Source organism: Halobacillus seohaensis (genome assembly GCF_042663045.1).
Taxonomy (GTDB): Bacteria; Bacillota; Bacilli; order Bacillales; family Halobacillaceae; genus Halobacillus_A; species Halobacillus_A seohaensis.
The window spans coordinates 373,620-398,917 of record NZ_JBHSZV010000004.1; the positions used below are offsets into that span (position 1 = coordinate 373,620).

General features: G+C 37.6%; 27 protein-coding genes. 5 read left to right on the plus strand and 22 right to left on the minus strand.

Going from position 1 to position 25,298, the window contains the following annotated elements; genetic code table 11:
* Positions 1-24: 24 nt before the first annotated feature.
* The 9 genes from dnaJ to gpr form a co-directional block, all read right to left on the minus strand.
* Positions 25-1,152, minus strand: a complete 1,128-nt coding sequence (dnaJ, locus tag ACFQIC_RS02220) for a molecular chaperone DnaJ (protein ID WP_204706847.1) — start codon at positions 1,150-1,152, stop codon at positions 25-27.
* Positions 1,153-1,346: 194 nt separating this feature from the next.
* The gene (gene dnaK, locus ACFQIC_RS02225) at positions 1,347-3,179 is read right to left on the minus strand and encodes a molecular chaperone DnaK (RefSeq protein WP_204706849.1); all 1,833 of its coding nucleotides are present in this window, start codon (positions 3,177-3,179) and stop codon (positions 1,347-1,349) included.
* Positions 3,180-3,215: 36 nt separating this feature from the next.
* Positions 3,216-3,770, minus strand: a complete 555-nt coding sequence (gene grpE / locus ACFQIC_RS02230; protein ID WP_204706851.1) for a nucleotide exchange factor GrpE — start codon at positions 3,768-3,770, stop codon at positions 3,216-3,218.
* Positions 3,771-3,899: 129 nt separating this feature from the next.
* On the minus strand, positions 3,900-4,922 hold the full coding sequence (gene hrcA / locus ACFQIC_RS02235) for a heat-inducible transcriptional repressor HrcA (protein WP_204706853.1): 1,023 nt from the start codon (positions 4,920-4,922) through the stop codon (positions 3,900-3,902).
* 98 nt (positions 4,923-5,020) lie between these two features.
* Positions 5,021-6,160, minus strand: coding sequence for a radical SAM family heme chaperone HemW (hemW, locus tag ACFQIC_RS02240; protein WP_204706856.1), 1,140 nt, complete (start codon positions 6,158-6,160; stop codon positions 5,021-5,023).
* A gap of 66 nt (positions 6,161-6,226) precedes the next feature.
* A complete protein-coding gene (gene lepA / locus ACFQIC_RS02245) occupies positions 6,227-8,041 on the minus strand; it encodes a translation elongation factor 4 (RefSeq protein ID WP_204706858.1) in 1,815 nt (604 codons plus the stop codon).
* A 91-nt stretch (positions 8,042-8,132) separates the two neighbouring features.
* On the minus strand, positions 8,133-8,384 hold the full coding sequence (locus ACFQIC_RS02250; RefSeq protein WP_204706860.1) for a hypothetical protein: 252 nt from the start codon (positions 8,382-8,384) through the stop codon (positions 8,133-8,135).
* 11 nt (positions 8,385-8,395) lie between these two features.
* The gene (gene spoIIP, locus ACFQIC_RS02255; protein ID WP_204706862.1) at positions 8,396-9,544 is read right to left on the minus strand and encodes a stage II sporulation protein P; all 1,149 of its coding nucleotides are present in this window, start codon (positions 9,542-9,544) and stop codon (positions 8,396-8,398) included.
* Positions 9,545-9,624: 80 nt separating this feature from the next.
* On the minus strand, positions 9,625-10,713 hold the full coding sequence (gene gpr / locus ACFQIC_RS02260; RefSeq protein ID WP_465260865.1) for a GPR endopeptidase: 1,089 nt from the start codon (positions 10,711-10,713) through the stop codon (positions 9,625-9,627).
* A gap of 162 nt (positions 10,714-10,875) precedes the next feature.
* Between gpr and rpsT the strand changes: the two genes are divergently transcribed.
* Positions 10,876-11,136 carry a 30S ribosomal protein S20 gene (rpsT, locus tag ACFQIC_RS02265; protein WP_204706865.1) on the plus strand — a complete coding sequence of 87 codons (261 nt, stop codon included), beginning with the start codon at positions 10,876-10,878 and terminating at the stop codon, positions 11,134-11,136.
* 121 nt (positions 11,137-11,257) lie between these two features.
* Here the strand turns inward: rpsT and holA are convergent, their stop codons facing one another.
* A complete protein-coding gene (holA, locus tag ACFQIC_RS02270) occupies positions 11,258-12,265 on the minus strand; it encodes a DNA polymerase III subunit delta (RefSeq protein ID WP_204706867.1) in 1,008 nt (335 codons plus the stop codon).
* Positions 12,266-12,605: 340 nt separating this feature from the next.
* On the opposite strand from holA, the gene ACFQIC_RS02275 reads away from it, so the two are divergent.
* Positions 12,606-12,740 carry a YqzM family protein gene (locus ACFQIC_RS02275; protein ID WP_204706869.1) on the plus strand — a complete coding sequence of 45 codons (135 nt, stop codon included), beginning with the start codon at positions 12,606-12,608 and terminating at the stop codon, positions 12,738-12,740.
* Between the two features lie 39 nt (positions 12,741-12,779).
* On the opposite strand, the gene ACFQIC_RS02280 is transcribed toward ACFQIC_RS02275, so the two are convergent.
* From ACFQIC_RS02280 to ACFQIC_RS02295, 4 genes are all read right to left on the minus strand, one after another.
* On the minus strand, positions 12,780-13,082 hold the full coding sequence (locus ACFQIC_RS02280) for a ComEC/Rec2 family competence protein (RefSeq protein ID WP_204706871.1): 303 nt from the start codon (positions 13,080-13,082) through the stop codon (positions 12,780-12,782).
* Positions 13,083-13,088: 6 nt separating this feature from the next.
* The gene (locus ACFQIC_RS02285) at positions 13,089-15,041 is read right to left on the minus strand and encodes a DNA internalization-related competence protein ComEC/Rec2 (protein WP_390216915.1); all 1,953 of its coding nucleotides are present in this window, start codon (positions 15,039-15,041) and stop codon (positions 13,089-13,091) included.
* Positions 15,038-15,616, minus strand: a complete 579-nt coding sequence (locus ACFQIC_RS02290) for a ComE operon protein 2 (RefSeq protein WP_204706875.1) — start codon at positions 15,614-15,616, stop codon at positions 15,038-15,040. The genes ACFQIC_RS02285 and ACFQIC_RS02290 overlap by 4 nt, the downstream gene beginning before the upstream one ends.
* A 67-nt stretch (positions 15,617-15,683) precedes the next feature.
* Positions 15,684-16,280 carry a helix-hairpin-helix domain-containing protein gene (locus tag ACFQIC_RS02295; RefSeq protein WP_204706877.1) on the minus strand — a complete coding sequence of 199 codons (597 nt, stop codon included), beginning with the start codon at positions 16,278-16,280 and terminating at the stop codon, positions 15,684-15,686.
* Between the two features lie 74 nt (positions 16,281-16,354).
* Here ACFQIC_RS02295 and comER point away from each other — a divergent pair, with 74 nt between their 5' ends.
* Complete coding sequence (gene comER, locus ACFQIC_RS02300; RefSeq protein ID WP_204706879.1) at positions 16,355-17,158, plus strand: late competence protein ComER; 804 nt, start codon at positions 16,355-16,357, stop codon at positions 17,156-17,158.
* 69 nt (positions 17,159-17,227) lie between these two features.
* Here the strand turns inward: comER and ACFQIC_RS02305 are convergent, their stop codons facing one another.
* Genes ACFQIC_RS02305 through ACFQIC_RS02340 form a run of 8 tightly spaced genes read right to left on the minus strand, consistent with a single transcriptional unit; the run spans position 17,228 to position 22,239 of the window.
* The gene (locus tag ACFQIC_RS02305; protein ID WP_204706881.1) at positions 17,228-17,956 is read right to left on the minus strand and encodes a class I SAM-dependent DNA methyltransferase; all 729 of its coding nucleotides are present in this window, start codon (positions 17,954-17,956) and stop codon (positions 17,228-17,230) included.
* Positions 17,953-18,306, minus strand: a complete 354-nt coding sequence (gene rsfS, locus ACFQIC_RS02310) for a ribosome silencing factor (protein ID WP_204706883.1) — start codon at positions 18,304-18,306, stop codon at positions 17,953-17,955. The genes ACFQIC_RS02305 and rsfS overlap by 4 nt, the downstream gene beginning before the upstream one ends.
* Before the next feature lie 36 nt (positions 18,307-18,342).
* Positions 18,343-18,903, minus strand: a complete 561-nt coding sequence (yqeK, locus tag ACFQIC_RS02315) for a bis(5'-nucleosyl)-tetraphosphatase (symmetrical) YqeK (RefSeq protein WP_204706885.1) — start codon at positions 18,901-18,903, stop codon at positions 18,343-18,345.
* A complete protein-coding gene (locus tag ACFQIC_RS02320) occupies positions 18,884-19,462 on the minus strand; it encodes a nicotinate-nucleotide adenylyltransferase (RefSeq protein WP_204706887.1) in 579 nt (192 codons plus the stop codon). Before ACFQIC_RS02320 ends, yqeK begins: the two co-directional genes overlap by 20 nt.
* 13 nt (positions 19,463-19,475) lie before the next feature.
* Positions 19,476-19,766, minus strand: coding sequence for a ribosome assembly RNA-binding protein YhbY (yhbY, locus tag ACFQIC_RS02325; protein ID WP_204706889.1), 291 nt, complete (start codon positions 19,764-19,766; stop codon positions 19,476-19,478).
* Position 19,767: 1 nt separating this feature from the next.
* Positions 19,768-20,604, minus strand: a complete 837-nt coding sequence (gene aroE / locus ACFQIC_RS02330) for a shikimate dehydrogenase (RefSeq protein ID WP_390216916.1) — start codon at positions 20,602-20,604, stop codon at positions 19,768-19,770.
* Between the two features lie 10 nt (positions 20,605-20,614).
* On the minus strand, positions 20,615-21,715 hold the full coding sequence (yqeH, locus tag ACFQIC_RS02335) for a ribosome biogenesis GTPase YqeH (RefSeq protein WP_204706891.1): 1,101 nt from the start codon (positions 21,713-21,715) through the stop codon (positions 20,615-20,617).
* Positions 21,712-22,239 (minus strand): YqeG family HAD IIIA-type phosphatase, encoded by a 528-nt coding sequence (locus ACFQIC_RS02340; RefSeq protein WP_204706893.1) that lies wholly within the window; start codon positions 22,237-22,239, stop codon positions 21,712-21,714. The genes yqeH and ACFQIC_RS02340 overlap by 4 nt, the downstream gene beginning before the upstream one ends.
* Positions 22,240-22,571: 332 nt before the next feature.
* On the opposite strand from ACFQIC_RS02340, the gene sda reads away from it, so the two are divergent.
* A complete protein-coding gene (sda, locus tag ACFQIC_RS02345) occupies positions 22,572-22,724 on the plus strand; it encodes a sporulation histidine kinase inhibitor Sda (RefSeq protein ID WP_204706895.1) in 153 nt (50 codons plus the stop codon).
* Positions 22,725-22,962: 238 nt separating this feature from the next.
* Entirely contained in the window at positions 22,963-25,296 is a 2,334-nt protein-coding gene (locus ACFQIC_RS02350) for a Na+/H+ antiporter subunit A (protein ID WP_204706897.1), read from the plus strand.
* Positions 25,297-25,298: the final 2 nt, after the last annotated feature.

Sequence of the window (25,298 nt, forward strand, 5' to 3'; positions counted from 1 at the left end):
ACCTCTAGACACTCTACCTTGGTATCATTCACCTTTAAATGCACGCTTCATTCTTTCAAAGAAAGTTCCATGTTGTTCTTCTGTTGCTTCGTTTCCGCTAATATCATTAAAGTCACGGATAAGTTCCTTTTGTCGATCTGTAAGGTTCTTCGGTGTAATTACACGAGTTTTCACGTGTTGATCACCTTGTCCACGACCATGTACGTTAGGGGCTCCTTTATCTTTCATTCGGAACGTATTTCCTGTTTGGGTGCCCGCTGGAATCTTAAGTTTCACCTTTCCGTGCACCGTTGGGACTTCAATTTCATCACCTAAAGCAGCTTGTGCGAAAGTTAATGGCATCTCACAGAAAATATGGTCACCTTCACGTTGATAAAATTCGTGTTGATGAACTTGAATCACAACAAATAAATCTCCCGCTGGTCCGCCATTTACACCAGCTTCTCCCTTTCCAGGTACACGAATCTGATGGCCTTCATCTATACCTGCAGGGATATCAATGTGAATCTGATTACGTTTAGTCACACTACCGTCGCCACCACATGTATTACATTTATCCTTAACCGTTTGTCCACTTCCTTGACAATGGTGGCAGACACGACGATTGACTACGCGACCAAATGGTGTGTTTTGTTCCTGATTAATCTGTCCACTTCCTTGACAATGTGAACAGGTTTCAGGAGAGGTACCTGGTTTAGCACCTGAACCATCACACGTATCACATGATTCCTCTGTAGGAATTTCAACATCGGTGCTTTTACCAAAAATCGCTTCCTCAAATTGCAATGTCATGGAATATTGAAGATCTGCGCCTTTTCTAGGAGCATTTGGATCTCTTCTGCGGCCACCACCGCCAAAGAACATATCAAATATATCTCCAAAACCACCGAAGTCTTCCGCTCCGCCGCCAAATCCACCAAAGCCTTGACCTTGAGGACCTGCATGACCAAACTGATCATATTGAGCACGCTTTTGTTGATCACTTAATGTCTCATAAGCTTCTTTTGCTTCTTTAAACTTTTCGGAAGCATTATCCTCTTCACTTACATCTGGATGATATTTCCGTGCTAATTTACGGTAAGCCTTTTTAATTTCTTCTTTGGAAGCATCTTTAGATACATCCAACACGTCATAATAATCTTGTTTACTCACTTGTTGATCACTCTCCCGGACACTATTGCATAAAGTTAATATTAACACTCACTATCATAGTCAGGCAAATGATTTAAGAAAAATACAATCGCCTGAAATCAATAATGAGAGCATATATTCTTAGCTGACTTTTCCTCTACCTGAAAAAAGTCAAAGTCAAGAAGATCCTGACTTTGACTTTTTCATTTCAACCTTTACTTTTTGTTTTCGTCTTCATTTACCTCTTCGTAATCAGCATCTACAACTTCTTCTTCTTCTTCGTTTCCTTGCTCACCTTGAGCAGCTTCTGCTTGTTGTTGAGCTTGCTCATAAAGTTTCACAGAAAGGTTTTGAACTTGTTCTTCTAGAGCCTCTTTCTTCTCTTTAATGACATCAAGGTCTTCGCCTTCTAGAGCTGTTTGTAGTTCCTCTTTAGCTGATTCAGCCGTTTGTTTCTCTTCTTCAGATACTTTATCTTCTAGATCTTTAATCGTTTTGTCTGTTGTGAAAATAAGTTGATCCGCTTCATTGCGTAGTTCAATTGCTTCACGTTTCTTCTTATCTTCTTCAGCATTTTCCTCAGCTTGACGAACCATATCTTCTACTTCCTCATCAGATAGGCCTGAAGAAGACTTAATGGTAATGGATTGCTCTTTATTCGTACCCATATCTTTCGCACGAACATTTACAATTCCGTTAGCATCAATATCAAAGCTTACTTCAATTTGTGGTACACCACGAGGAGCAGGCGGAAGATCCGTCAATTGGAAACGACCAAGTGTTTTGTTATCTTGAGCCATCTCGCGCTCCCCTTGTAGAACGTGAATATCTACAGCTGTTTGGTTATCAGCAGCAGTTGAGAATACTTGGGAGTGGCTAGTAGGAATCGTTGTATTACGTTCGATAAGCTTAGTTGTTACACTACCCATTGTTTCAATACCTAGAGAAAGTGGAGTTACGTCTAGAAGAACAACATCCTTCACATCCCCTTGTAGTACGCCACCTTGAATAGATGCACCTAACGCTACAACTTCATCAGGGTTAACGCCTTTAGAAGGTTCTTTGCCTACTTCCTTCTTAATGGCTTCCTGTACTGCTGGAATACGAGTAGATCCACCGACTAGTAGTACTTTGTCAATGTCTTTAGAACTCATCTCAGCGTCTTTCATTGCTTGACGAGTAGGCTTCATAGAACGTTCAATTAAATCAGAAGCTAATTCTTCAAACTTAGCACGAGTTAGATTCATTTCTAAGTGTAGCGGTCCAGCTTCTCCTGCTGTAATAAATGGAAGAGAAATCTGTGTTTGTGCTACACCAGAAAGATCTTTTTTCGCTTTTTCAGCAGCATCTTTCAAACGTTGTTTCGCCATTTTATCTTGTGAAAGATCAATGCCATTCTCTTTCTTGAATTCTGCTACCATATGATTGATGACTACTTCATCAAAGTCATCACCACCAAGGCGGTTATCACCAGCTGTGGAAACTACTTCGAAAGTACCTTCACCAATATCTAGAATTGATACATCAAATGTACCGCCACCAAGGTCATAAACTAAGATTGTTTGATCTTGATCTTCTTTATCAATACCGTAAGCAAGTGCAGCAGCTGTCGGCTCATTAATGATACGCTCTACTTCAAGTCCTGCAATTTTACCAGCATCTTTTGTAGCTTGACGCTCTGCATCGTTAAAGTAGGCTGGAACTGTAATTACAGCTTTTTCTACTGTTTCACCTAAATAGTCTTCAGCATAGCCTTTAATATATTGCAAGATGATTGCAGATACTTCTTGAGGTGTATACTCATTTCCTTCAACATCTACTTTGTGATCTGTACCCATGTATCGTTTGATAGAAAGAAGCGTGTTCGGGTTAGTAATTGCCTGACGCTTTGCTACTTCCCCTACTTGGCGCTCTCCATTTTTAAATGCAACAGCTGATGGAGTTGTACGGTTACCCTCTGGGTTAGGGATAACTTTTGCTTCTCCACCCTCCATTACTGCAACACAAGAGTTTGTTGTACCTAAGTCAATTCCAATAATCTTACTCATAATCTATATCCTCCTCTACAAAATTCACATTAATTATTATTGATTTACTTTAACCATAGCCGGGCGAACCACTCGGTCATTCAAGCGATATCCCTTTTGCATCTGTTCCACAACTATGTTTGAGCCATAATTCTCATCTTCCACCTGCATAACTGCTTGGTGAATATTGGGATCGAATTCTTCTCCCTGAGCAGAAATTTCTTCTACTCCTTCTTTTTCAAGTGCAGCCTGAATTTGGTCATAGACCATTATCATTCCACTTGCAAAGTTTTGAGCAGAATCCCCATCAACTTCCACCTGTAAAGCTCTTTCGAAGTTGTCAATTACAGGAATTAGCTCTTCAACTAAAGATTGTGATTTATACTTCCTGTCTGCCTCTTTTTCTTTTTGAGTTCGTCGACGGAAGTTATCATAATCGGCCTGGAGTCTAAGAAGTCGATTTTGAACCTCTTCTTTTTCTTCGCGAAGTTGCTCAAGTTCACTTTTCACTTCGCTATCTTCAGCCGGATAATCTTCTACAGTTGCTTCATCATTGATTGGGTCATCAATAATTTCTTGTTCATTTGCTTGTTCTTGTTTATTTTCAGCCATAACATCCACCTCCTTAATTCCGTTTACCGTTAATGACTATAACACGAATATATCTCCTACAAAAAGCAAAACACAACAATAAGGGATGGAAATGGTGAAACTCTATCTATAGCAATTTCCTACCCAAATTTAATACCAACCACGGAACGTATTTGTCATTTGCTTAGATAAAACGTCAAGTAAAGAGATCACCCGATTATATTCCATTCTAGTCGGGCCAAGTAAGGCAATTGTTCCTACCTGCTCATTTCCTAACGTGTACCTGGCTGTAATTAAACTACAATTTTGCATTGCATCAAATGGGTTTTCTTGACCGATACGAACTAGTACATCTTGCTCTCCAGAACGCAGCAGATCTGCCATTTGGGTTTCCTGTTCAATAATGGAATATAAAGAACGAACTTTTTCCAAGTCTTTAAACTCTGGTTGCATTAAGATATTTGTCTTTCCACCAATGTACAGTTTTGACTGATGATCATCCAACAAAGCTGCTTGTAAATAAGAGAACGCATGCTCGTGTTCATCCGTGTGAATCTTCACTAACTCGTAAATTTCTGATTGTAGCTTTTCATAAAGCTTCACGAGAGGGACCCCATATAATCGATCATTTAAAATATTAACCATTTTTTCAAGTTGAGAATTTCCCATTTCTACAGGGATATTAAAAGCCCTGTGTTCAACATGCCCCGTATCAGTTACGAGAATAGCTATTGCAGAATGCTCATTTAAAGGAACAATTTGCAATTGCTTTAATTTCGTCTCAAAAACTTCAGGACCAAGAATGATAGATGTGTAATTTGTTAACTCTGATAAGATACCAGCTGATTTTTGCACTACACGTTCAAACTCCATCATCTTATCTTCAAAGGCATGCCTTATCGTCCTCAACTCTTGATTGGATAAACTTAGAGGCGATAATAAATGATCGACGTAAAAACGATACCCTTTTTCAGAAGGCACACGTCCTGATGAAGAATGAGTTTTTTCCAAGAAACCCATTTCTTCTAAATCAGCCATTTCGTTTCTTATTGTGGCTGAGCTGTGAGTGATTTCCTCTTTTTTAGATATTGACCGAGAACCAACCGGTTGCGCAGTCAGGATAAAATCATCAATAATGACTTGCAGAATTAATAATTGTCTATCCGTTAGCATCGTTAATCACCTCTGTTAGCACTCGAATTAAGTGAGTGCTAAATCTAATAATAAATTATCAAAAGGCTTGGGTGATGTCAATGGATATACATTGTTTTTTAAGAATCTAATAAAAATTCCTGAAAAACCTCATTGCCTAGCAATTTTCCACGCTCTGACAAACGAAGCATTCCATTTGATTCCACAAGAAGTTCGCGTCCTTTTAGAAAAGGAATAGCTTGATGGAAAACATCTGTAACGGGGCGGTTGAATTTTCTCTCAAATCGCTCCATTGAAACTCCATTTACTTTTCTAAGTCCGAGAAACATTTCTTCTTCCATCTGTTCTTTAAGCCCTACGGGTTCTTCATGAAGTACAGGCCGTCCATTTGCCATCGCCTGTTTAACATAAGCAGGAAGGGGACGAATATTGATCGTTCGAACACCTGGCATATACCCGTGAGCACCCGCCCCAATTCCGAAATAATATTCATTATTCCAGTATGTCAAATTGTGCTGACTCTCATAACCAGGCTTTGCAAAATTACTAATTTCATATTGCTTCACGCCATGGTTTGCAAGTTTTGTTTGGAGAAGTTCATACATTTCAGCTTCGTCATCCTCAGGTGCCTTAGCAAGCTGTCCTTTTTTATAACGTTGATAGAAAACGGTCTTAGGTTCAATTTGCAAAGAGTAAGACGAATAATGAGGAAGGTCAAATTGTAATGCCTCATCTATTGTTTTTTCAAAACCAGCAACTGTTTGTCCTGGGAGAGCATACATCAAGTCAATACTCACGTTTGTTAAACCCTCTTGTATTAACCGATCCACATTAGTATACACATCTTTTATACGATGCACTCTGCCAATCCTTTCGAGCATTTCATCATCAAAAACTTGTACACCAAGGGAAATTCGGTTTACTCCATATGCCTTTAATAGTTTTACTTTTTCTAAATCAAGATCTCCTGGATTGGCTTCGAATGTATACTCGTTACAATTGTCTAAATCAAAGTGGTCTTCAATCATTTGTAATAGTTTCTCCAATTGTTTTGCGGTTATAACCGTTGGAGTTCCTCCCCCAACAAAAATCGTGTGGACCTTTGCCTTCTCTCCGGGAATATACGTATGGATTTCTTTTTCCAGTGCTTCTAAGTATTCATCAGCCAATCGTTCGTTATAAAAGAATTTCGTGAAATCACAATAATGACAAATTTGCTGACAGAATGGAATATGAATATAAGCGGACGGGATGTTCATCTTGCACAACCTTTCATAAGGAAAACCGCAAGAGGGATGCTCCTGCGGTTTTTTGCCTCTAACGTATTAATCATCATCTATTTCTAATACAGACATAAACGCTTCTTGCGGTACTTCTACAGATCCTACCATTTTCATGCGCTTTTTACCTTCTTTTTGTTTTTCCAATAATTTACGTTTACGTGAGATATCTCCCCCGTAACATTTAGACAAGACATTCTTACGCATTGCTTTAATGGTTGTACGAGCAACAATTTTTGTGCCAATCGCAGCTTGGATTGGGACTTCAAATTGCTGTCTAGGAATTAACTTCCTCAATTTATCAGCAATAACCTTTCCTCTTTCATAAGCAAAATCTCGGTGAACGATAAAGGATAGAGCATCAATTGTATCGCCGTTAAGAAGAATGTCCATCTTCACTAAATTAGATGCGCGATAACCAATTAACTCATAATCGAACGAAGCATAGCCTTTCGTTTGAGATTTAAGTGAATCGAAAAAGTCATATACAATTTCTGATAACGGTATATCATAAACAATATTCACCCGATTATCATTTAAATATTGCATATCGATGAAATTACCTCGTTTACGCTGGCAAATTTCCATAACGGGCCCTACATATTCATTCGGCACCATAATCGTTGCTTTCACGAAAGGTTCCTGGACTTCTTCTAGTTGTTGATTATCAGGCATCATTGATGGATTATCGACATTAATCTCACGACCATCCGTTAACTTAACACTATAAATAACACTCGGGGCTGTCGTAATAAGATCTATTTTATATTCACGTTCAATGCGTTCCTGAATTATTTCCATGTGGAGCATACCAAGGAATCCGCAACGGAATCCAAATCCAAGAGCTTGCGAACTTTCCGCTTCAAATTGTAAGGAAGAATCATTCAATTCCAAGCGCTCTAGAGCATCACGTAAATCATTGTAATTGCTTGCGTCAACAGGATAAAGTCCACAGAATACCATCGGATTCATTTTCTTATATCCGGGTAGTGGTGTCTCTGCTTGATTGTTCGCTAGGGTAATCGTATCACCCACACGTGAATCTCCGATGTTTTTGATAGATGCCGTTAAATACCCAACATCTCCTACGTTTAATTCTTTCAATGGGGTTGGAGTGGGTCTGAAAACTCCCACTTCATTGACTTCAAATTCCTTCCCGGTCTGCATCATTTTTATTTTATCACCTATTTTAACAGAGCCCTCGCGGACACAAGTATAGGCAACAACTCCTCGGTAAGAATCATACAAGGAATCGAATATTAAAGCTTTCAAAGGATCATTAGCTTCTCCTTCAGGTGCAGGGATATCCGAAACAATTCTCTCTAAGATCTCATCGATTCCTACGCCTTCTTTCGCGGAAGCAAGAATAGCATCTGATGCATCGATGCCGATAACATCTTCAATTTCTTGTTTAATTCTTTCTGTATCTGCTCCCGGTAAGTCAATTTTGTTAATAACAGGTATGATTTCTAAATCGTTCTCTAGTGCTAAATAAACATTGGCAAGCGTTTGAGCTTCAATACCTTGAACAGCGTCTACTACAAGAATAGCCCCTTCACAAGCAGCAAGACTACGGGACACTTCATATGTAAAATCGACATGTCCAGGCGTATCAATTAAATGAAACGTATAATCTTGCTTATCATTTGCTTTATAGTTAAGCTGGACAGCATTCAATTTAATAGTAATCCCACGTTCACGTTCTAAATCCATCGCATCTAAAAATTGTTCTTTCATCTGTCTCTTAGTTAACGCATTCGTTTTTTCCAGGATTCGGTCGGCTAGCGTCGATTTCCCATGATCAATATGGGCAATAATCGAAAAGTTACGTACCCTTTCCTGTCTTGATCGTGTTGTCATTTAATCACTCCTACTATTTCGGCACAACTATCTAGCATGATTATAGCAATTGGAGAGCAACGATTCAAACTTAACATTACTCAACTATCATCTATTTACCGCTCATAAAACTATAGAGGAGAAATAAAATGAAGTTGAATCCATGACTCACGCCTTCCCCTAGGCTATACGCTGCTTCTGCGATCATCGGAGGTTTCTGCTCAATATTTTCAGGCGAGCAGGCGTTATTTAGCTCCACTTTTGGTTCGCTTTCAGTAGCTGGAGGTGAATCTTGATTTATCCCATATAGGGAACCTGAAACAAATAAAAGCAAACTAACCATCAAAATGATTAAACTTTTCATTGCCCCCCCCCCTATTCCTCAGAAGAAACTTCTTCAGCCTGCCAGTAATAGTCACTAAATACTTCAGCAATGACATCCGCCGTCAAATAAACTTCATCCAAATGATTGTGTACGCCTCCAAATTCTATTAAGAGAGCATTCCCTAATAAATCTTGGTTATATTTACCGTCAACTCCAGTTCCTTGTTTCGTGAGAACTCCTCTGCTCAATCCAGGATACTTTTCTTCCAACATTTTGTGAAGATCTGTAGCAATCTTTAAATTCTTCTCATAATCAGGGTGTTTTGCCCCTACTACAAAGATAGTTCGCGCATACGTTTTACCATCGATTTCTTTCGTCGTAATATCGCGCGGAACATTATCACGGTGCAGATCAAAAATATATTTAATACGGTCGTTTGAAGCCATTGCTTCCTGAACGACACCTCTGGAAACATCGTAGTAATCTAGTTCTTTTTCCAAAGCAGAAGTAGTGATGTCTGTATGATCAACATTGGCACCTATTCCATGTTTCCTAAGAGCTTCTCCTAAACGATCTCCTACCTTTGTTATATTAACTTCATCATGATACGCATCTTTAGTCCCTTCAGGTAAATGTGGGAAATAGGATTCCCTATTATGAGTATGATAAATAAACACTGAATCCTCAGTAATATCTCGCCCTTCTCTTTCTTGAGGAGGTGATGGTGTGTCTTCCGTATCCACAGCATCTCGATCTTCTAAAACCACATCTAGAGGAGGCTGTGACTCAAAAGGCAAGTTAGTATAATTGGTTCCTTCACCAGCAATTACAATTTCACTGTTATAAGCAGACAATCCCGGAATCTCTCTTCCAAGTAAAGTTCTTAAGTCATGAGGTTTAACGCTTGTAAGTAATTGGAAGGATACCGCGGATAATCCTGGGAGTTTTAATCCATCTGGATGAGCATTGGCAAATAATCGATTTTCCATTTCAAATAGATAAAGAAAAGAACTTCCTTCAATCTGGGTAGTAAAATTTTGAATCGTAGAAGAATAAAGTTTATATGTAGATTTCGCACCGGTCAGTAAACCAATGCCAATAAATAATATCAAAAGAACTGCAACAGCTCCTGCAATCCAAACCGACCACTTCTTAAATATATTTGGATGTTTTTTTCCGAATTTACGAATAGATCCCATCGTTCTATTCCCCCTATCATGGACTCTAGTAAATCCTATGTGAGGGGGAATAACGATAGAACGACGATATCCTAATTATATTAAATTCTCGTATATGAGGATGCTTCTCCATCTTCAATCGCTTCATGAAGAGCACTATTAACTCCTGAAGAGATCACGTGAGCCATATCACGTACAAAAGAGTCTACTTCCTTAGGTGTAACCATTAAGTTATGGCCAAGCGGCGTGAGCACTTCCTTAATAAGCTGTTTCTTTTCATTGACACCTAATTGCCCTAGCATACCAAGAACAGCTTTTCTTTCTTCTTCCCCTGGCATATCCTCATCTGTTAATGTTTTTCTTTCAAATGGGTTCATAGATGGAGACAGTACTCCTGAAGGTCTATCTTTCTCCTCCCATTCTCTACCAAAGTGTTTCAGGATATAATCAATGCTATCACTCGTTATAGTCACAGCATCAACAACGGTGGGAACTCCTATTGATATCACCGGAATGTCGTATGTTTCTTTACTTATTTCTTTCCTTTTATTCCCTACTCCGGAACCAGGGTGTATCCCTGTATCTGATAATTGTATCGTAGCATTAATTCTATTGATAGATCGTGAAGCCAACGCATCTACAGCAATGACAAAGTCTGGATTCGTTTCATGAATAATGCCGTGTATCATATCACTCGTCTCTATCCCTGTCACGCCCATAACGCCCGGTGATACTGCTGAAACAGATCGATATCCTTCAGAAACTGTTTCAGGTTGTAATTTGAAAAGATGGCTTGTAACGACAACCTCATTCATTACGAGAGGTCCAATGGCATCAGGTGTAACATTATTATTACCGAGACCAACGATTAAACAACGATCTGAGTCTTTGATACCACATTCCTTCATAAGTTTTTTTAATTGATGAGAAAGACAAGTAGATAATCTCACTTGCAGTTCTGTGTCTTGCTTACGAATGGCTTGGGACTCTAGTGTGACATAATGGCCAGCTTTCTTCCCAATGCGGGCAGCACCTGCTTCGTCCACCTTCACATAGGTTAGGGTTATATCATCTATTTTTTCTTCATTGACAGTAACCCCATCATCCGACTTATTAGCCTTTTCATCAGGATGGACATTCATTTCCTGGGCTTCCAAAGCTAAGTCCGTCCGCACTGAAAATTCTTCTATATTTGACATAATTTCAGACCTCCTTAACGCTAACTTTTCCTTTGAATAGTAATACTATGCAAAAGAAGATAGAGAAACCTATTGAAAACGAAGTTATGCTTTGGTAAAATGTCTCTTGTTCGACATGAACGAGTTTGATGTTTTTACCTAGGAGGTGAAACCATGCCTAATATTAAATCAGCCAAAAAACGCGTACGTGTTAATGATGATGCTCGCAGTCTTAACGCAGCATTCAAATCCGACATGCGTACTGCAGTTAAACGTGTAGATAAGCTAGTGGCTAATAAAGAAGCGGATCAGGCGAAAGAAGCACTTGCAACAGCTGTTAAGAAAATTGACAAAGCTGTTCAACGTGGTGCCCTTCACAAGAATAACGGGAACCGCAAAAAAGCTCGTCTATCCCAAAAAGTTAACACGCTTTAATCGTTTAAAGTTTTTTATGACCAACACACACGATCCTTTTTTAAGGATCGTTTTTTTATGAAAAATTTCTCACCGCAAAAAAACCCTTCAGAGCATTCATTCTAAAGGATTTTTAATAATTTTATGTTTTAATAGCCTTAAACTTTTTAATATGAATCAGTCGATATAATAACATTTCAAAAGCAATGACTTTATCCATCTGACCTTGCTTCATTACATAATCAGTTTCTGCTAATTCTTGGATAATGCTGTTCAATTCTTCATCCGTAAAAGCTTTCTCTCTTTTTAATGCCATTTTAATAACAAACGGGTGGGCCTTAATATATTCACGCATCTGGTTTTGTGCATAACCTTTTTGTTTCAGTGCCTTCACTTGGCTAATCACACGAAATTGTGATGCTAGTAGGGCAATCAATGTAATAGGCTCTTCATTTGCTTTTATAAGATCTTTAAATAGCAAAATAGCCCTCCCTAAGTCCTTCTCCATGACAGCATCCACCATTTTCAATCCAGATGCTTCAGAGCTATGTGATAATAGGTCCTCTGCAAGTTCTCTTGTCACTTCTCCATTTTCCCCTACATTTAAAGCAAGTTTTTCGATTTCTTTTCTCAGCGTCATTAAATTTGTGCCAATTTCCTGAGTAAATAATTCATGAATGGATTGGGGGATTGTAATATGTAAATCTTTCGCAATGGACTGAATCCATTTATCAATATCCCACTCTCTGATCGGTTGGCACACTGTAACTTTTGCTTGTTTCTTTAACTGCTTAAACACTTTCTTACGTTCGTCCACCTTTTCATAAGGCGCAATGATAATTAATTCACTATATTCTACTGGATTATTCAAATATTCTATGAGAACGTCTACGTCATGTTCAAAAGGCAATGTATCAGGTTTAGCTTTTAAAAATACAGGATTATAAACTATGATAACTTTTTTTTCGCCAAGAAAAGGAAATGTCTCTGCATCTATCACCGCTTCCTCAATCGGTGTTTCCTCAAGGTCGTATTGGGAAATATTAAATTCCCGATCCTCTGGAGTAAGGCTTTTCTCAATAATTTTTTGTTTTTGTTCTTGTATTAAATAACTTTCTGTCCCGTATAATAAGTGTATCTGTTCAGCCACAGTATGACTCCTTTTTCCCCTTTTTTAAAAATTGCGGTGGTGCCTCCATAAGAGGGTGAATTCATGATAACTATTTTATTGTTGATTATCACATCTGTCAAAATTCCACCACCGCAAAAATCTATATAAACGTTACTCCCATAGCCCCGGATGCTATGCAAGTAAACGATGTTGTTCCCCTCATGATTATAGTGTGACCGATTAGGGTAGAAATATCTGTGACAAGTCTTTCTAGTTAAGGCAATCTAATGATAAGGAGCAGAAATTTAGATCTTCTATAAAGAATGTGGATTTTTATTGAAATATCACTTATAATTAAGTTGATATAGGAGGGGTAACAATGAATGAATTTAAAAAGGATATTCAGTCTAAGACAAATGACGTAATCGACTCTGGTTTAGGGTTTGTTTTTTCATTTGTTTTCTTCTTTGTCATCTTCGGGATAGGCGTACTATTCTCTGTTATTGGACAATAATCCATTGAATCTAAAGGCTGCTAATAAAGCAGTCTTTTTTTATTCTCCTTCAGCATCATACGGAATATGTGTGGAAAACGTTCCATTTTCCTTATTATATTTAAAGCTTACCGCACCATGTAAGTCTGTTCTAAAGATGAAAACATCCTGCGATTCCAATAATTCAGTTACTTCATCATGAGGATGGCCGTATCTGTTGTCTTGTCCTGCAGATATCAAAGCAACAGTTGGATCGAGCATTTCTAACCATTTCTTTGATGTTGAAGTATTACTACCGTGATGTCCAACCTTTAATACCTCACTTTTTAAATGAGGATATTTTTTTAATAAGTCGCTCTCCACTTCTTTTTAAATATCCCCTGTAAACAACCAGGACATCCCTCCAAACTGCGAATAAACAACCAATGAATTGTCGTTAGGACTTGAATAATCTTCTTCTGGATGAATGATGTGAAACTCTGTATTTGCAACCATGATTGTTTCTCCACTTCTTATTACTTCTTCTAAACCTAATTCCTGTTCGTAAAATGAGCTCACATACAACTTTCCGACCGAAAATGAGGACAATAACGGTTCAATACTACCACTATGATCTTGATCTTTATGTGAAATAATTAAAGCATCAAGATGGCTAATTCCTTTCGACTTTAAAAAAGGTTCTATTATTTGTTCGGCTACTCTGCTGGAATTTTCCGAAAAAATAGGTGAACCTGCAGCATCAATCATAAGAACCCCTCTACGGTATGGCAATTCAATGACAAAAGCATCTCCCTGTCCAACATCGAGCATAGTAACAGTGCCCTGATCTGAAAAATACGGTTGCAAACAATACACCATTAGTAAGCCAATCATTAATACAGCATAAGAAAATGCGCGCCTTAATTTAAAGACACTCCAATTTTTCATAAAAAGTGTAAATATTACAAGATATACACAAATCCACTCTATCGAGATCTTGCCAACCACCCACTGAAGATTCAATTCAGCACTGTTGCTAATTAATACATCCAACAATTTGTTATGAACAGTGATAAAGATAGAAGAAATAGCTGTAGCAAAGGCAGGTAACACAAAGCATAACAGGACTATTAGGAACAAAAGAGGAATGACGATAAACGAAAAGTAGGGGATGAGGATTAAATTCGCTATAAGAGAGAGCGGATTATACTGATAAAAGTGATAAAGCTGTATAGGAAGAATGGAAAGTTGACTAACTAGACTTATTGTTGCTGATATTACCCATGGATTTTTATTTTGTAAGATTGGGGCAGATAAAATTAAACTAAATGAAACTAGAAAGGAAAACTGAAAGCCGAGGTTGAATAAGTACATTGGAGAAAGAATAAGTAAAAATAACGCGACCAACGAAATAACATCAGTAATATTAATGCGGAGTTTACTCTGCACCATTAGAATGATTAAACAAGCCATTAAACCAGCACGTAACACAGAAGGTTCTGCGCCTGCGATAAAACAATAACAAGGAATAATTATTAACAAGAACCATCTCGCTTGTTCAATCGTTGTTAAACTTGATCGATACAAAAGAAAGAAGATTCCACCGATAAATAACCCTACATGCAAACCGGAAATGGCTAATATGTGTGAAAGACTAAAGTCTCTAAACCATTTCATAATTTCTTCAGGCAACAAACTGGAATCTCCGAAGACGAGAGCCGTTGCCCAAGAATATGGTTCATCGCCCAACGTTTTATCAACTGATGCCATTATATTTGCTCTTAATTGGTATATAGAGTCAAATACGGAAGCACCTTGGCAAGATAATTGATCTGGCGAGGTAATCAGTACTTCATGATAAATATTCTGTTGTTCTAAATATTGCCGATAATCAAATTGCCCCGGGTTTCTAGCACCCTCTGGCCGACTAACTTTTCCTTTAATCTCACAAAATGCTCCATACTTAAGTTGGGTACGAAGTTCGCTGGCTAATGGATCAATAGGCTCATCCTTATAATATTGAATAATGGCTTTATTTTTGGAGTTTTCTCGAGAAAGTGTGGTACGTAAATATGCAGTAGTTTCTGTTATTGGGGCAGATATTTTTCCTGTGAGGAGCTCTGTTTGACTGGGGTAAGAAGGTGGAGGGTGTTGAGGACTAAAAAGAATAAAACCGAAGGCAAAGAAGGAGCCTAAGACTCCTTTCCATTTCCAAGAATTGAAAGAGAATTTCGCCCAGAATAAAAATATACATAGGAATATTAAACTTAGCATACCTTCTATTACATTCGTTAGTCCTCCAAAAATTAATGCAAAAACGATTAAATGGCAATTACCTCTCACGTGTTATTAAATGAGGATGTGTGAAATAAATCCTCCGCTCGTTCCTTTAACATAGTTATCTCTTGTTGATTAACCTCACTTCTTTCCAATTTCTGAATAAGTTCATTAATAAATTGTTCTTTCTTTTGATCACCTTTTGTTATCTCTCTAAGATATCCAACTTTCACCATCTTCACTTTCGCATCCTCCAAAAGTTGAATAGAGTAAGGGTGATTCTTATAATCCTCGCTATAATATACAGCCTTTATGCCTGCTTGAATGATAGCTTTTGTACAATGAACGCAAGGAAAATGTGTGACATAAATTTCTGAGCCTTCTGTAGCAACCCCGAATTTTGCACACTGTAATAATGCATTCATTTCAGCGTGTATCGTCCGTACACAATGTCCATCAATAACGTAACAGCCCTCATCAATACAATGCACTCCGCCAGAGACACTACCGTTATATCCCCCAGCAATCATTCTTTTATCACGAATAATAACCGCACCTACTGCTAATCGTTCACAAGTACTTCGAGTTTTTAATAAATAGCTTTGAGCCATGAAGTAATGGTCCCAAGAAATCCGATCCATAACCGTAAACCCCTCTCATTGATTTTTAATTAAGTTTACTCTTACAAAAAATGATCGTCAAACACAATTAAGGAACTTGAATATCATCCTCTATTTGCTTTAACGTTTTTTCTCCTATACCTGAAATCTCCAATAGGTCATCTATTTGTCTAAATAACCCATTTTCCTCGCGATATTGTACAATTGCATCAGCCTTAGATGGACCAATTCCCTGAAGAGATTGAATTTCTTCAGATGTGGCTTGATTAATTCTTATACCAGCCGAAGAGTTAGAAGAGCTTGTACTATTAATATCGCCTCTACTTTCTTCTGTGGAAGTTACAAGTATAACCATTTCATCCTGAATTTTTTGAGCAAAGTTGACACTTGTTTGCTCTGCATTCTCTGTCATTCCTCCTGCTTGAATAATGGCATCATTGACTCGTGTTCCTGGTTTCATTTCATATATACCCGGTTCATTCACTTCTCCTTTCACGTCTACTATTATCGTAGACGGCAATGTGGTACTTTCTTCATCTAATGCTACCGCCTGTGCTTCGATGTGGGGAATAGAGGAGTCGTTTTTTGTTTGGATTGTATCATCCCGATTAGATTTAGACTGCCAGATCAATACGACAAAAGCCAAAATGATCAATACCCAACTATACCTTTTTAAAAGATGCAAAATGACCATTTCTCCTTTCATATTTTGTTTTAAAGTGAATAAAGTAGTTAGGTAAACGAAAAGGAGGAGATTCTATGCGTTATGGAATTATAGGGACAGGTAATATGGGAAGCATGCTCACTCATGCATTCATTTCTAGTGGTGCGATCAATGCAAGTGAATTAATGATTTATAATCGTACAAAGGAAAAGGCGGAGCTTTTACAAGAGGAATTTAATGAACTTCTAGTGGCTGAATCTGTTCAAGACATTGAGACCAACTGTGATATTATATTAATTTGTGTAAAACCTCATCATTATGAGCACATTCTTAAGCACCTTTCTCCCTCCCCAACGCAATGTGTTGTTTCCATTACAAGTCCTGTTTCGGTGAAGGATCTTGAAAAGGTTCTAAGCTGCCAAATCGTAAGAATTGTACCTTCGATTACGAATCGAGCTCATGCAGGTGTAAGCTTATTTACAATTGGAGATAGAGTAAGTGACGAATATCAGAACGAATTGCTCTCCACCTTTTCTCAATTCTCAAAACCAGTAGAAGTAGAAGAGCAGTACATTCGAGTCGCTTCTGACATCGTGTCTTGTGGTCCTGCTTTTGTAGGTTTTCTATTAGAAAATATGATTGAGGCCGCTCATACAATTGGTGGGATTCCGAAAAAACAAGCTACGGAGTTAATGGAAGAAATGATTATCGGGCTTGGAGCACTACTAGAGCAAAACGTATATAGTCTGCCAGAGCTAATTAAGAAGGTAACGGTTAAGGGAGGAGTAACAGGCGAGGGCCTCGTAGCTCTAGAGGAAAATATTGATGATACATTTAACGTCATGTTCCAATCGACTCATTATAAACATTATCGTGATAAACTTTCGATTATCTTATAACACAGTATTCGACACAAATGCATTTTATCCTGCAAAAAAATAGAGGATGACAAAATATTTTGTCATCCTCTATACCTTTCTACAAACGAAAAAAATACGGTTCCCTTCGTATGATTCATCACACGAGAAATCGCTACTAATTCTTTCGATGACAAAGCCCGTCTGCTTCAACAACTTTTTTAAAACGTCTATAGGATAGCCTTTTTGATAATGTGTCTCATCAAATCGGTCATACAAGTTTCCCTTTTGCAAAAAAAATGTTAAATCATGAGTAATAGAGAATTCCGTTTCATTTGGATCACAAAACCAAATGTAAGATAGTTCATCATAAACTTCTGCAAAAGTTTGACCATACAAATTTTCAAGAATATGATCTACAGAATGAACATCAAACATAAATAATCCCTGATCATTTAAAGCTGTATTTACATGAGAAAAAACCGAAGTAAGTTGAGACTCGTCTGTAATATAATTAATTACGTCACAATAGCTAATAACACAATCAAAACCATACAGGCCCTCTAGTTGAGCAATATCCTGCCGGAGCCAGCGAACCTGATCTGAACGTTCTTTTGATGAAGCAACAGAAAGCATTTCAGCTGACAAATCAACACCTGTCAGCTGAAAGTCTGCACTTAGACGTGTTGTTATTTCCCCAGTTCCACAACCCAGGTCCAGCATTTGCTGAGTCCTGGGTCCATATTTCTCAATCATATGCTTTGTCCATGCAACCCACTGGTCGTAAGGGGCATCTTTCATTAATTCATCGTAGACTTCAGCCATTTGCTGATAACTCATCCTTCGATTCCTTCTAATGATACTGTAGAGGCGTCGCCCCATAGGCGTTCCAAATTATAATAGTGTCGCTCATCTTTATGGAATATATGACAAACAACCCCATTCAAATCAACAAGAATCCAGCGAGCTTTATCAAAACCCTCCATTCGTTTAACTTCAATTTCATTTTCTTCCGCTTTGTCTTTTACTTCTCTGGCTATAGCTTGTACTTGCCGTTCATTAGTTCCTTCACAAATTAAAAAATAATCGGCCACTAAAGACACATCTGCCATATCTAATACGACAATATCATTGGCCCGCTTTTCATCACACGCTTTTGCAGCAATAGTTACTAATTCTTTACTCTCCAATACTATACCTCCCATAGTTATATTACAAAACAGTGTCTATATTAATTGATTATATGCATGAAATGTATCAGGATAAACTGATCTTTGATTATTCGTAAGAAATTGGATTGTATTTATTAATGCTTGTAAGCACGCTTCGTCCAAATTCTCTTTTGCTAGTTCACGAACTTCTTCAACACCAGAAAAATTTCTTCCTGGTTCAATATAATCAGCTAGAAATACAATCTTGTCTAATGTACTCATATTCTTCTTACCGCTAGTATGACATGCAATAGCAGACTGAATACTACGATCCTTTAATTCGAGCTCACTCTCAAGCATAATAGCTCCCACAGGGCCATGCCATAACTCATGGTGATAATCCAGAAGGTCTTTCGATAATCTTTGGTCACGAAGTATCCATTGTTTAAGATCTTCTTTAGGCTTATGCTTTGCAAAATCATGTAAAATAGCAGCGATTTCGACTTTATGGACATCTCCACCAAATCTTTCAGCTAGCTCAAGTGCAGTATCGGTTACTCTTACCGTATGTTCATAACGTGATTGTTTTAAGTGAGGGCGCACAAAATCTAATAATTCATTCCGACTTAGGCTCATACAAAGATTTCTCCTTTACATACTCAAAAACTGACTCTGGTACAAGATATCGGATCGATTGGTCATGACTTAAACGGTCCCTAATGATAGATGAAGATATATCCACCCTTGGTATTTCAACCATTTGAACATCTTCATTTAAATCTTTCCCCGTAATTTCCTTTCTGCCTACTCCGACAAACTGGACAAGTTGTCTTAGCTCATCTATACGATGCCATTGGGGGAGATATTGAACCATATCTCCCCCAATAATAAAGCAGAATTTATGTTCGGGGTATGCACCTTTAAGGTGTTTTATCGTATCAATGGTGTAAGACTTTCCTTCTCGTTCTATTTCAATTGCAGAAACGTGGAAGTGAGGATTCCCTTTAATCGCTTCCTTAACCATTTGTAGGCGGTCTTCAGACGATACAGTAGCTTCTTGCTTATGGGGTGGAAGGTGTGATGGAATAAACCATATTTCATCTAACTTCAATGCTTCATATACGTGTTCCGCAATGATCATATGGCCTTGATGCAAGGGGTCGAATGTCCCTCCCAATATTCCAATTCGTTTCATTAGCCTTCTCCTTTTATGATAAGCGAATTTGTTTATTGTTATCAGATTCTTTATATAAAATTATAGTATTTCCGATGACTTGCACAATGTGGGCGCCTGTTTTTTCTACTATTTCTTCAGCAACTACTTGATTCTCTTCAAAATTATTTTGTAACACACTAATTTTAATGAGTTCTCTTTTTTCTAATGCTTCAGATATTTGTGTAGTCATATTACTATTCACCCCTGCTTTACCCACCTGAAATATTGATTGAATCTGATGTGAGAGCTTACGTAAATGTTTTTTTTCTTTACTAGTTAACATTCTATTCTCCTTTCAGTTTCCCCTCAAATGCTGTCATTATATTGGAGGCGTCCGGTTCTGAGTTTGTCCATATTTCAAAAGCATATATGGCTTGATGCAGTAACATTTCATGGCCAAAGTGAAGATTAGCACCAAGTGAATCCGCTTTTTCCAAGAAAGCCGTATACATTGGACGATAGACGATATCACTAAATAAAGCTCCGGCCTTTATATGTTTAAAATCAATAATAGATTGATCTTTTTCTGGAGACATTCCTACAGAAGATGTTTGAACTACCACATCATATTGTCCAATATTCTGCTCTGCCTCTTCAATTGTAAGAGGAGTAGAAAATGAGCCACCATCTAACTCCTTAATAATTTGTTCAGCTTTTTGAACGGTACGATTTGAGATATCCACTTGGTTTACACCTTTTTGCAATAAGGTATAGTATATTCCACGAGCTGCTCCTCCACTACCTAGAATCAATACTTTACCAGCATTTTTCAACACATTAGGGTATCGATTAATTAGAGAAGTGAGGTAACCAATTCCATCAGTATTATATCCAACCCATTTTCCATTTTCTACTTTAACTGTATTTACTGCCCCTAAAAATTCAGCTGCTTCATCTATTTCGTCCAAATAATTAAGGATACGCTCTTTATAAGGAACAGTTACGTTAAAACCATCTAAGTCATATTCTTTAAGTTTCTTTATTCTTATATCAAATTGATCAGGTTCAATTTCAAATAGCTGATAATCTCCCTTTAATCCTTGTTCTTCTAACAAACGATTATGGATCCAGGGTGATAGAGAATGAGCAATTGGATAACCAATTAAACCAAGCTTGAACATTATAAGCCTCCTAAATTAACGATTGTCGTAATGATACTTTAACACCTTCAGGAACATGAGCTGTAACCGTAACATTACCTTCAGGAACGGTGGCCCATCCTAAACCTGAAAAAACTATATCTGTCTTCCCCTCATGTAGTTTAAATGTGTGGGCTTTCAAGGGTGGCAAGTCTTTTAGTGTTTCAGAATCTGGAGGTGTTAGAAGCTCACCAATATGATTTCGATAAAGTTCATCGGCATTCTCTAATTTCGTACGGTGAATATCAAGTTCGTTTGATAAATAACAAACAAATGAAGACCTCTCTCCAGACACAAAATCTAAACGTGCTAATCCACCAAAGTATAAAGTTTGCCCTTGATTAATTTGATAAGCCTTTGGTTTTACTTCTTTTCTTGGAGTAATCACTTTTAAATCATGATCTGATACATAGTGAGACATCTGATGGCGATGAATAACTCCAGGAGTATCATACAATGAAGTCTTTTCATCAAGGGGGATGTCTATAAAACCTAACGTAGTTCCAGGAAAGTACGAAGTTGTTATCGCATCTTTCACACCTGAGGTTTTTTGAATTAAAGCATTAATGAAAGTGGATTTTCCAACATTTGTTGTTCCTACGACATACACGTCTCTTCCTTGACGATAGTTTTCAATAGCACGAGAAAGCTCGTCCATTCCCTCACCTTTTTGAGCGGAAATAAGGAATACATCCTCCACCTTTAATCCTTGTTCCTTCATAGAGGATTTTAGCCACTGTTTCACTTTATTTGGGTTTACTGATTTAGGAAGTACGTCCATCTTGTTCCCAACTAATATTACAGGATTTTGACCTGTTAATCGTTTCATTCCAGGAATAAAACTACCGTTAAAATCAAAAATGTCAACTAATTGAACAATTAAACCACTACTGTCACTAATCTGATTAAGCATTTCCAAGAAATCATCATCCTGATAAGGTACATCCTGTACCTCATTATAATGCTTCAGACGAAAACATCGTTTACATATGATATCCTCTCTTTCCAAAGCAGACTTCGGAGCATACCCTGGTTGATCGGGGTTAGCAGTTTGAATCGACACCCCACACCCCTGACATTTTATATCTGTCATCGATTATTTTCCTCCTCCCATTCAATCTTTCCCTTACGTTTCATCCAGTTTAATATTCTACGCTCGATCTTTCTGTTGAACTTAGTCACAAACCCGTCAGTCTCAACTATAGGAACCACTAAAATAGTGTGTAATCCAGCTAGATTACCCCCTAAGACATCAGTCATAATTTGGTCGCCTACTACAACTAACTCTTCTTTTCTTACATTCATTGCTTTTTGAGCTTTTTTAAAAGCATTAGAAAGCGGTTTTCTTGCACTATGAATAAAAGTCGTATCAAGTGGCTCTGAAAATAATTTCACACGATTTTCATTATTATTCGAAGCTATTATGACTTGTATCCCATTCTCATCCATTAATTGAAACCATTCAATTATTTCTTCTGTTGCGTCAGGAGCGTCCCAAGCAACTAGTGTATTATCTAAATCAGTGATAATACCTTTGATTCCTTTATCTTTCAACACAAGGGGATTAATATCGTGTACACTGCCAACATGTTCATTAGGTAAAAAATTTCTTAGCATTATACTCACCATCCTTCACGACAAAATCTCCTTACCTATCATATACAAAAATAGGCTTCGTTTCAAAATAATCCTGATTTTCCTTCAAATAGAACTATAATCGTTCGACAATTCACGACACATCAAGCCTGTGGATAACTTTATACACATTTTCCACACAAAACCCGTCCGCTTACTACAACATTTCCACACCCTCTATATCACACTTATCTACAATAGTCTGTTGATAAAGGGGTTATTGTAGCCGGTAACCTCTCATGGTATGGTGAAATAGTACAAAAACTTCCAAGCTTCATATCAAACAGGAGGTGGCTGCCATTCGGCAGAAAGAGATGAAACAATTATCTGATACCCTGTTACTACAATCTTACCACAAAGCCGTTCAACTCAATCTTTCTAGAGAGTTCATAAAACAAATTGAAAGTGAAATCATCCAAAGAAAACTCTATCATCTACTAGATCGGACGAACTTCCGAGTAGGATAATTCCAATAATAGGGAATGAACCCAGCCTACACACGTCAATTTTATCGATTGGCGTTTTTTTATGATTTTTTTTAAAAAAAGTAACGACGCTTCTCTTCTTATTTATATATTTATAAAAAGATTAGACAATATAAATGAATATAGTACTATTCAGTTGAATATTAGTTAGGTTTTTGATTACAATTGATTGAAAGAACATTTTTATTTATTGAACTTAGGCCGAGGGAGGAACAACCAGATGCTACTGGCGGTATTATTGCCTTTTATTATTGCAATCTTTATTCCAATGATAAGCAAGTGGAAAAACAAGTTTCACACAGGTTTCTTTGTTACTGCGGTACCTGTTGTGATCTTTATTTATTTTGTACAATTTTTAGGAACAGACTTTGAACCTGTTGCACGAGAATACTCATGGGTTCCATCTTTAGATATGAACATCTTATTTTATCTAGATGGCTTAAGCTTACTATTTGTATTATTAATAAGTGGAATAGGATCCCTAGTTGCTTTCTATTCGATCTATTATTTACATAAATCGGAGCAACTGGGACATTTTTATGTTTACTTTTTATTATTTATGGGATCAATGCTAGGTGTAGTGCTTTCAGATAATGTATTCGTATTATATACGTTTTGGGAGTTTACTTCACTTTCATCTTTCTTGCTCATTGGTTTTTGGAACCATCGTGAAGGATCACGTTACGGTGCCTTAAAATCAATGTTGATCACCGTTTTTGGTGGACTTAGTTTACTTGGCGGTTTAGTTTTCATGAGTGTAATAACAAGTACGGCAAGTATTCAGGAAATGATAGGACAACAGGAACTTATCTTAAACCATGAATTCTTTCCACTTATTCTAGGATTCATACTTCTTGGTGCATTTACCAAGTCTGCACAGTTTCCATTCCACATTTGGTTGCCAGATGCGATGGAGGCGCCAACACCAGTTAGTGCCTACTTGCACTCGGCTACAATGGTAAAGGCGGGGATTTTTCTTGTAGCTCGTTTCCTTCCTATGCTATCTGTTTCTGACTGGTTTTTCATTATTGTTTCAAGTGTCGGAATTGCCACATTGTGTTGGGGATCTTATATGGCCGTGAGACAAACCGACTTAAAAGCCATTCTTGCTTTTTCAACTATAAGTCAGCTGGGTATGATTATGGCCATGCTCGGATTTGGTACAGAGATAGCTATCTTTGCTGCAGTATTTCACATACTGAACCATGCAACGTTTAAAGGAAGCTTATTCATGGTTGCTGGAATTATTGATCACGAAACAGGCTCTCGGGATATTCGACGGCTAGGTGGACTAATGACCTTTTTACCAATTACAGCGACACTCGCTTTAATTGCGTCATTTTCTATGGCTGGAGTTCCCCTACCTTTCTTAAACGGATTCTATAGTAAAGAACTATTTTTCGAATCAGCTATTCACTTAGACTTATCAGTTTCAGGCATAACTGAAACCTTACAAACGCTATTTCCTTATTTGGCTGTGTTAGGTAGTATCTTTACATTTGTCTACTCCATGTACTTCTTTTTCGGTACATTTCGAGGAAAAGCAGACATTGACGAACTACCTAAGAAACCTCATGAAGCCCCTATTGGTATGTTAGTATCTCCAATAGTGCTTGTACTTGGTGTTGTTATCATTGGTTTATTCCCTGATTTAATAAACCAACCATTCATAGAGCACGCAGCTTCTGCAGTCGGTGGAATCGATATACAACATAGCATTTATTATTGGCATGGAATTAGTCCTGCCTTTATTATGTCAATTGCTGTTCTAGCGTTTGGAACCATTTTATATATTTCGAGATCTAAATGGGAATCTGTATATAAAGCGGTGCCTGGCGTGCTTAGCTTAAACAAATTTTACGATGGGTTAGTTGACCGTGCTGAAAAATATTCAACTACCATTACGAATAGCTATATGAATGGCTCACTAGGTCGCTATGTTCGTTTAATTCTATTAGCTATCCTGTTAGTTACATTTAGTGTGATGAGCCTCACAAGCGGTTTTACTATCGATTCAAGTAACCTCGCTAAGGTAACCATCCAGGAAATCCTTATAGCTGTTGTTATGGTGATTGCAGCTGTTGCAACAATCTTAACGAATAACCGAATTGCAGCCATTTTAATTTTAGGAGTTGTTGGTTATGGACTCGCCATGTTATTTGTGCATTACCGTGCTCCTGACTTAGCGCTCACTCAATTCATAGTCGAGACAGTAACTGTAGCCCTATTTCTTCTCGTCTTCTACCATTTACCTAAATTAGAGAAAAATGATCAATCGGTTACAACAAAGATAATGAATCTATCTATTTCAATCGCGTTTGGACTAATGATGACTATGGTAGCAATTTCTTCTCACAGCAGTAAGATGTTTGACTCAATGTCTAGCTATTTTGTAGAAAATTCATATAAGCTAGGCGGGGGCGACAATATTGTTAACGTTATTTTAGTTGACTTTCGTGGGTTAGATACTTTATTTGAAATCACCGTTCTCGGAATCGCAGCGATGGCGATCTTCGCATTAATTCGTCTTCGTGGAAAGAAAAAGGGGGAGTAAAC

What these genes read in the sequence shown, in the direction of transcription:
- rpsT (WP_204706865.1), top strand. Translation starts at nt 10,876, where the DNA reads ATGCCTAATATTAAATCAGCCAAAAAACGCGTACGTGTTAATGATGAT.
- ACFQIC_RS02250 (WP_204706860.1), bottom strand. Translation starts at nt 8,384, where the DNA reads ATGAAAAGTTTAATCATTTTGATGGTTAGTTTGCTTTTATTTGTTTCA.
- yqeK (WP_204706885.1), bottom strand. Translation starts at nt 18,903, where the DNA reads ATGAGCCTAAGTCGGAATGAATTATTAGATTTTGTGCGCCCTCACTTA.
- ACFQIC_RS02305 (WP_204706881.1), bottom strand. Translation starts at nt 17,956, where the DNA reads ATGAGTTATCAGCAAATGGCTGAAGTCTACGATGAATTAATGAAAGAT.
- ACFQIC_RS02320 (WP_204706887.1), bottom strand. Translation starts at nt 19,462, where the DNA reads ATGAAACGAATTGGAATATTGGGAGGGACATTCGACCCCTTGCATCAA.
- dnaK (WP_204706849.1), bottom strand. Translation starts at nt 3,179, where the DNA reads ATGAGTAAGATTATTGGAATTGACTTAGGTACAACAAACTCTTGTGTT.
- grpE (WP_204706851.1), bottom strand. Translation starts at nt 3,770, where the DNA reads ATGGCTGAAAATAAACAAGAACAAGCAAATGAACAAGAAATTATTGAT.
- comER (WP_204706879.1), top strand. Translation starts at nt 16,355, where the DNA reads ATGCGTTATGGAATTATAGGGACAGGTAATATGGGAAGCATGCTCACT.
- yhbY (WP_204706889.1), bottom strand. Translation starts at nt 19,766, where the DNA reads ATGTTAACTAGTAAAGAAAAAAAACATTTACGTAAGCTCTCACATCAG.
- hemW (WP_204706856.1), bottom strand. Translation starts at nt 6,160, where the DNA reads ATGAACATCCCGTCCGCTTATATTCATATTCCATTCTGTCAGCAAATT.
- lepA (WP_204706858.1), bottom strand. Translation starts at nt 8,041, where the DNA reads ATGACAACACGATCAAGACAGGAAAGGGTACGTAACTTTTCGATTATT.
- spoIIP (WP_204706862.1), bottom strand. Translation starts at nt 9,544, where the DNA reads ATGGGATCTATTCGTAAATTCGGAAAAAAACATCCAAATATATTTAAG.
- ACFQIC_RS02350 (WP_204706897.1), top strand. Translation starts at nt 22,963, where the DNA reads ATGCTACTGGCGGTATTATTGCCTTTTATTATTGCAATCTTTATTCCA.
- ACFQIC_RS02290 (WP_204706875.1), bottom strand. Translation starts at nt 15,616, where the DNA reads ATGGATCGGATTTCTTGGGACCATTACTTCATGGCTCAAAGCTATTTA.
- aroE (WP_390216916.1), bottom strand. Translation starts at nt 20,604, where the DNA reads ATGTTCAAGCTTGGTTTAATTGGTTATCCAATTGCTCATTCTCTATCA.
- hrcA (WP_204706853.1), bottom strand. Translation starts at nt 4,922, where the DNA reads ATGCTAACGGATAGACAATTATTAATTCTGCAAGTCATTATTGATGAT.
- ACFQIC_RS02340 (WP_204706893.1), bottom strand. Translation starts at nt 22,239, where the DNA reads ATGCTAAGAAATTTTTTACCTAATGAACATGTTGGCAGTGTACACGAT.
- ACFQIC_RS02275 (WP_204706869.1), top strand. Translation starts at nt 12,606, where the DNA reads ATGAATGAATTTAAAAAGGATATTCAGTCTAAGACAAATGACGTAATC.
- sda (WP_204706895.1), top strand. Translation starts at nt 22,572, where the DNA reads ATGAAACAATTATCTGATACCCTGTTACTACAATCTTACCACAAAGCC.
- yqeH (WP_204706891.1), bottom strand. Translation starts at nt 21,715, where the DNA reads ATGACAGATATAAAATGTCAGGGGTGTGGGGTGTCGATTCAAACTGCT.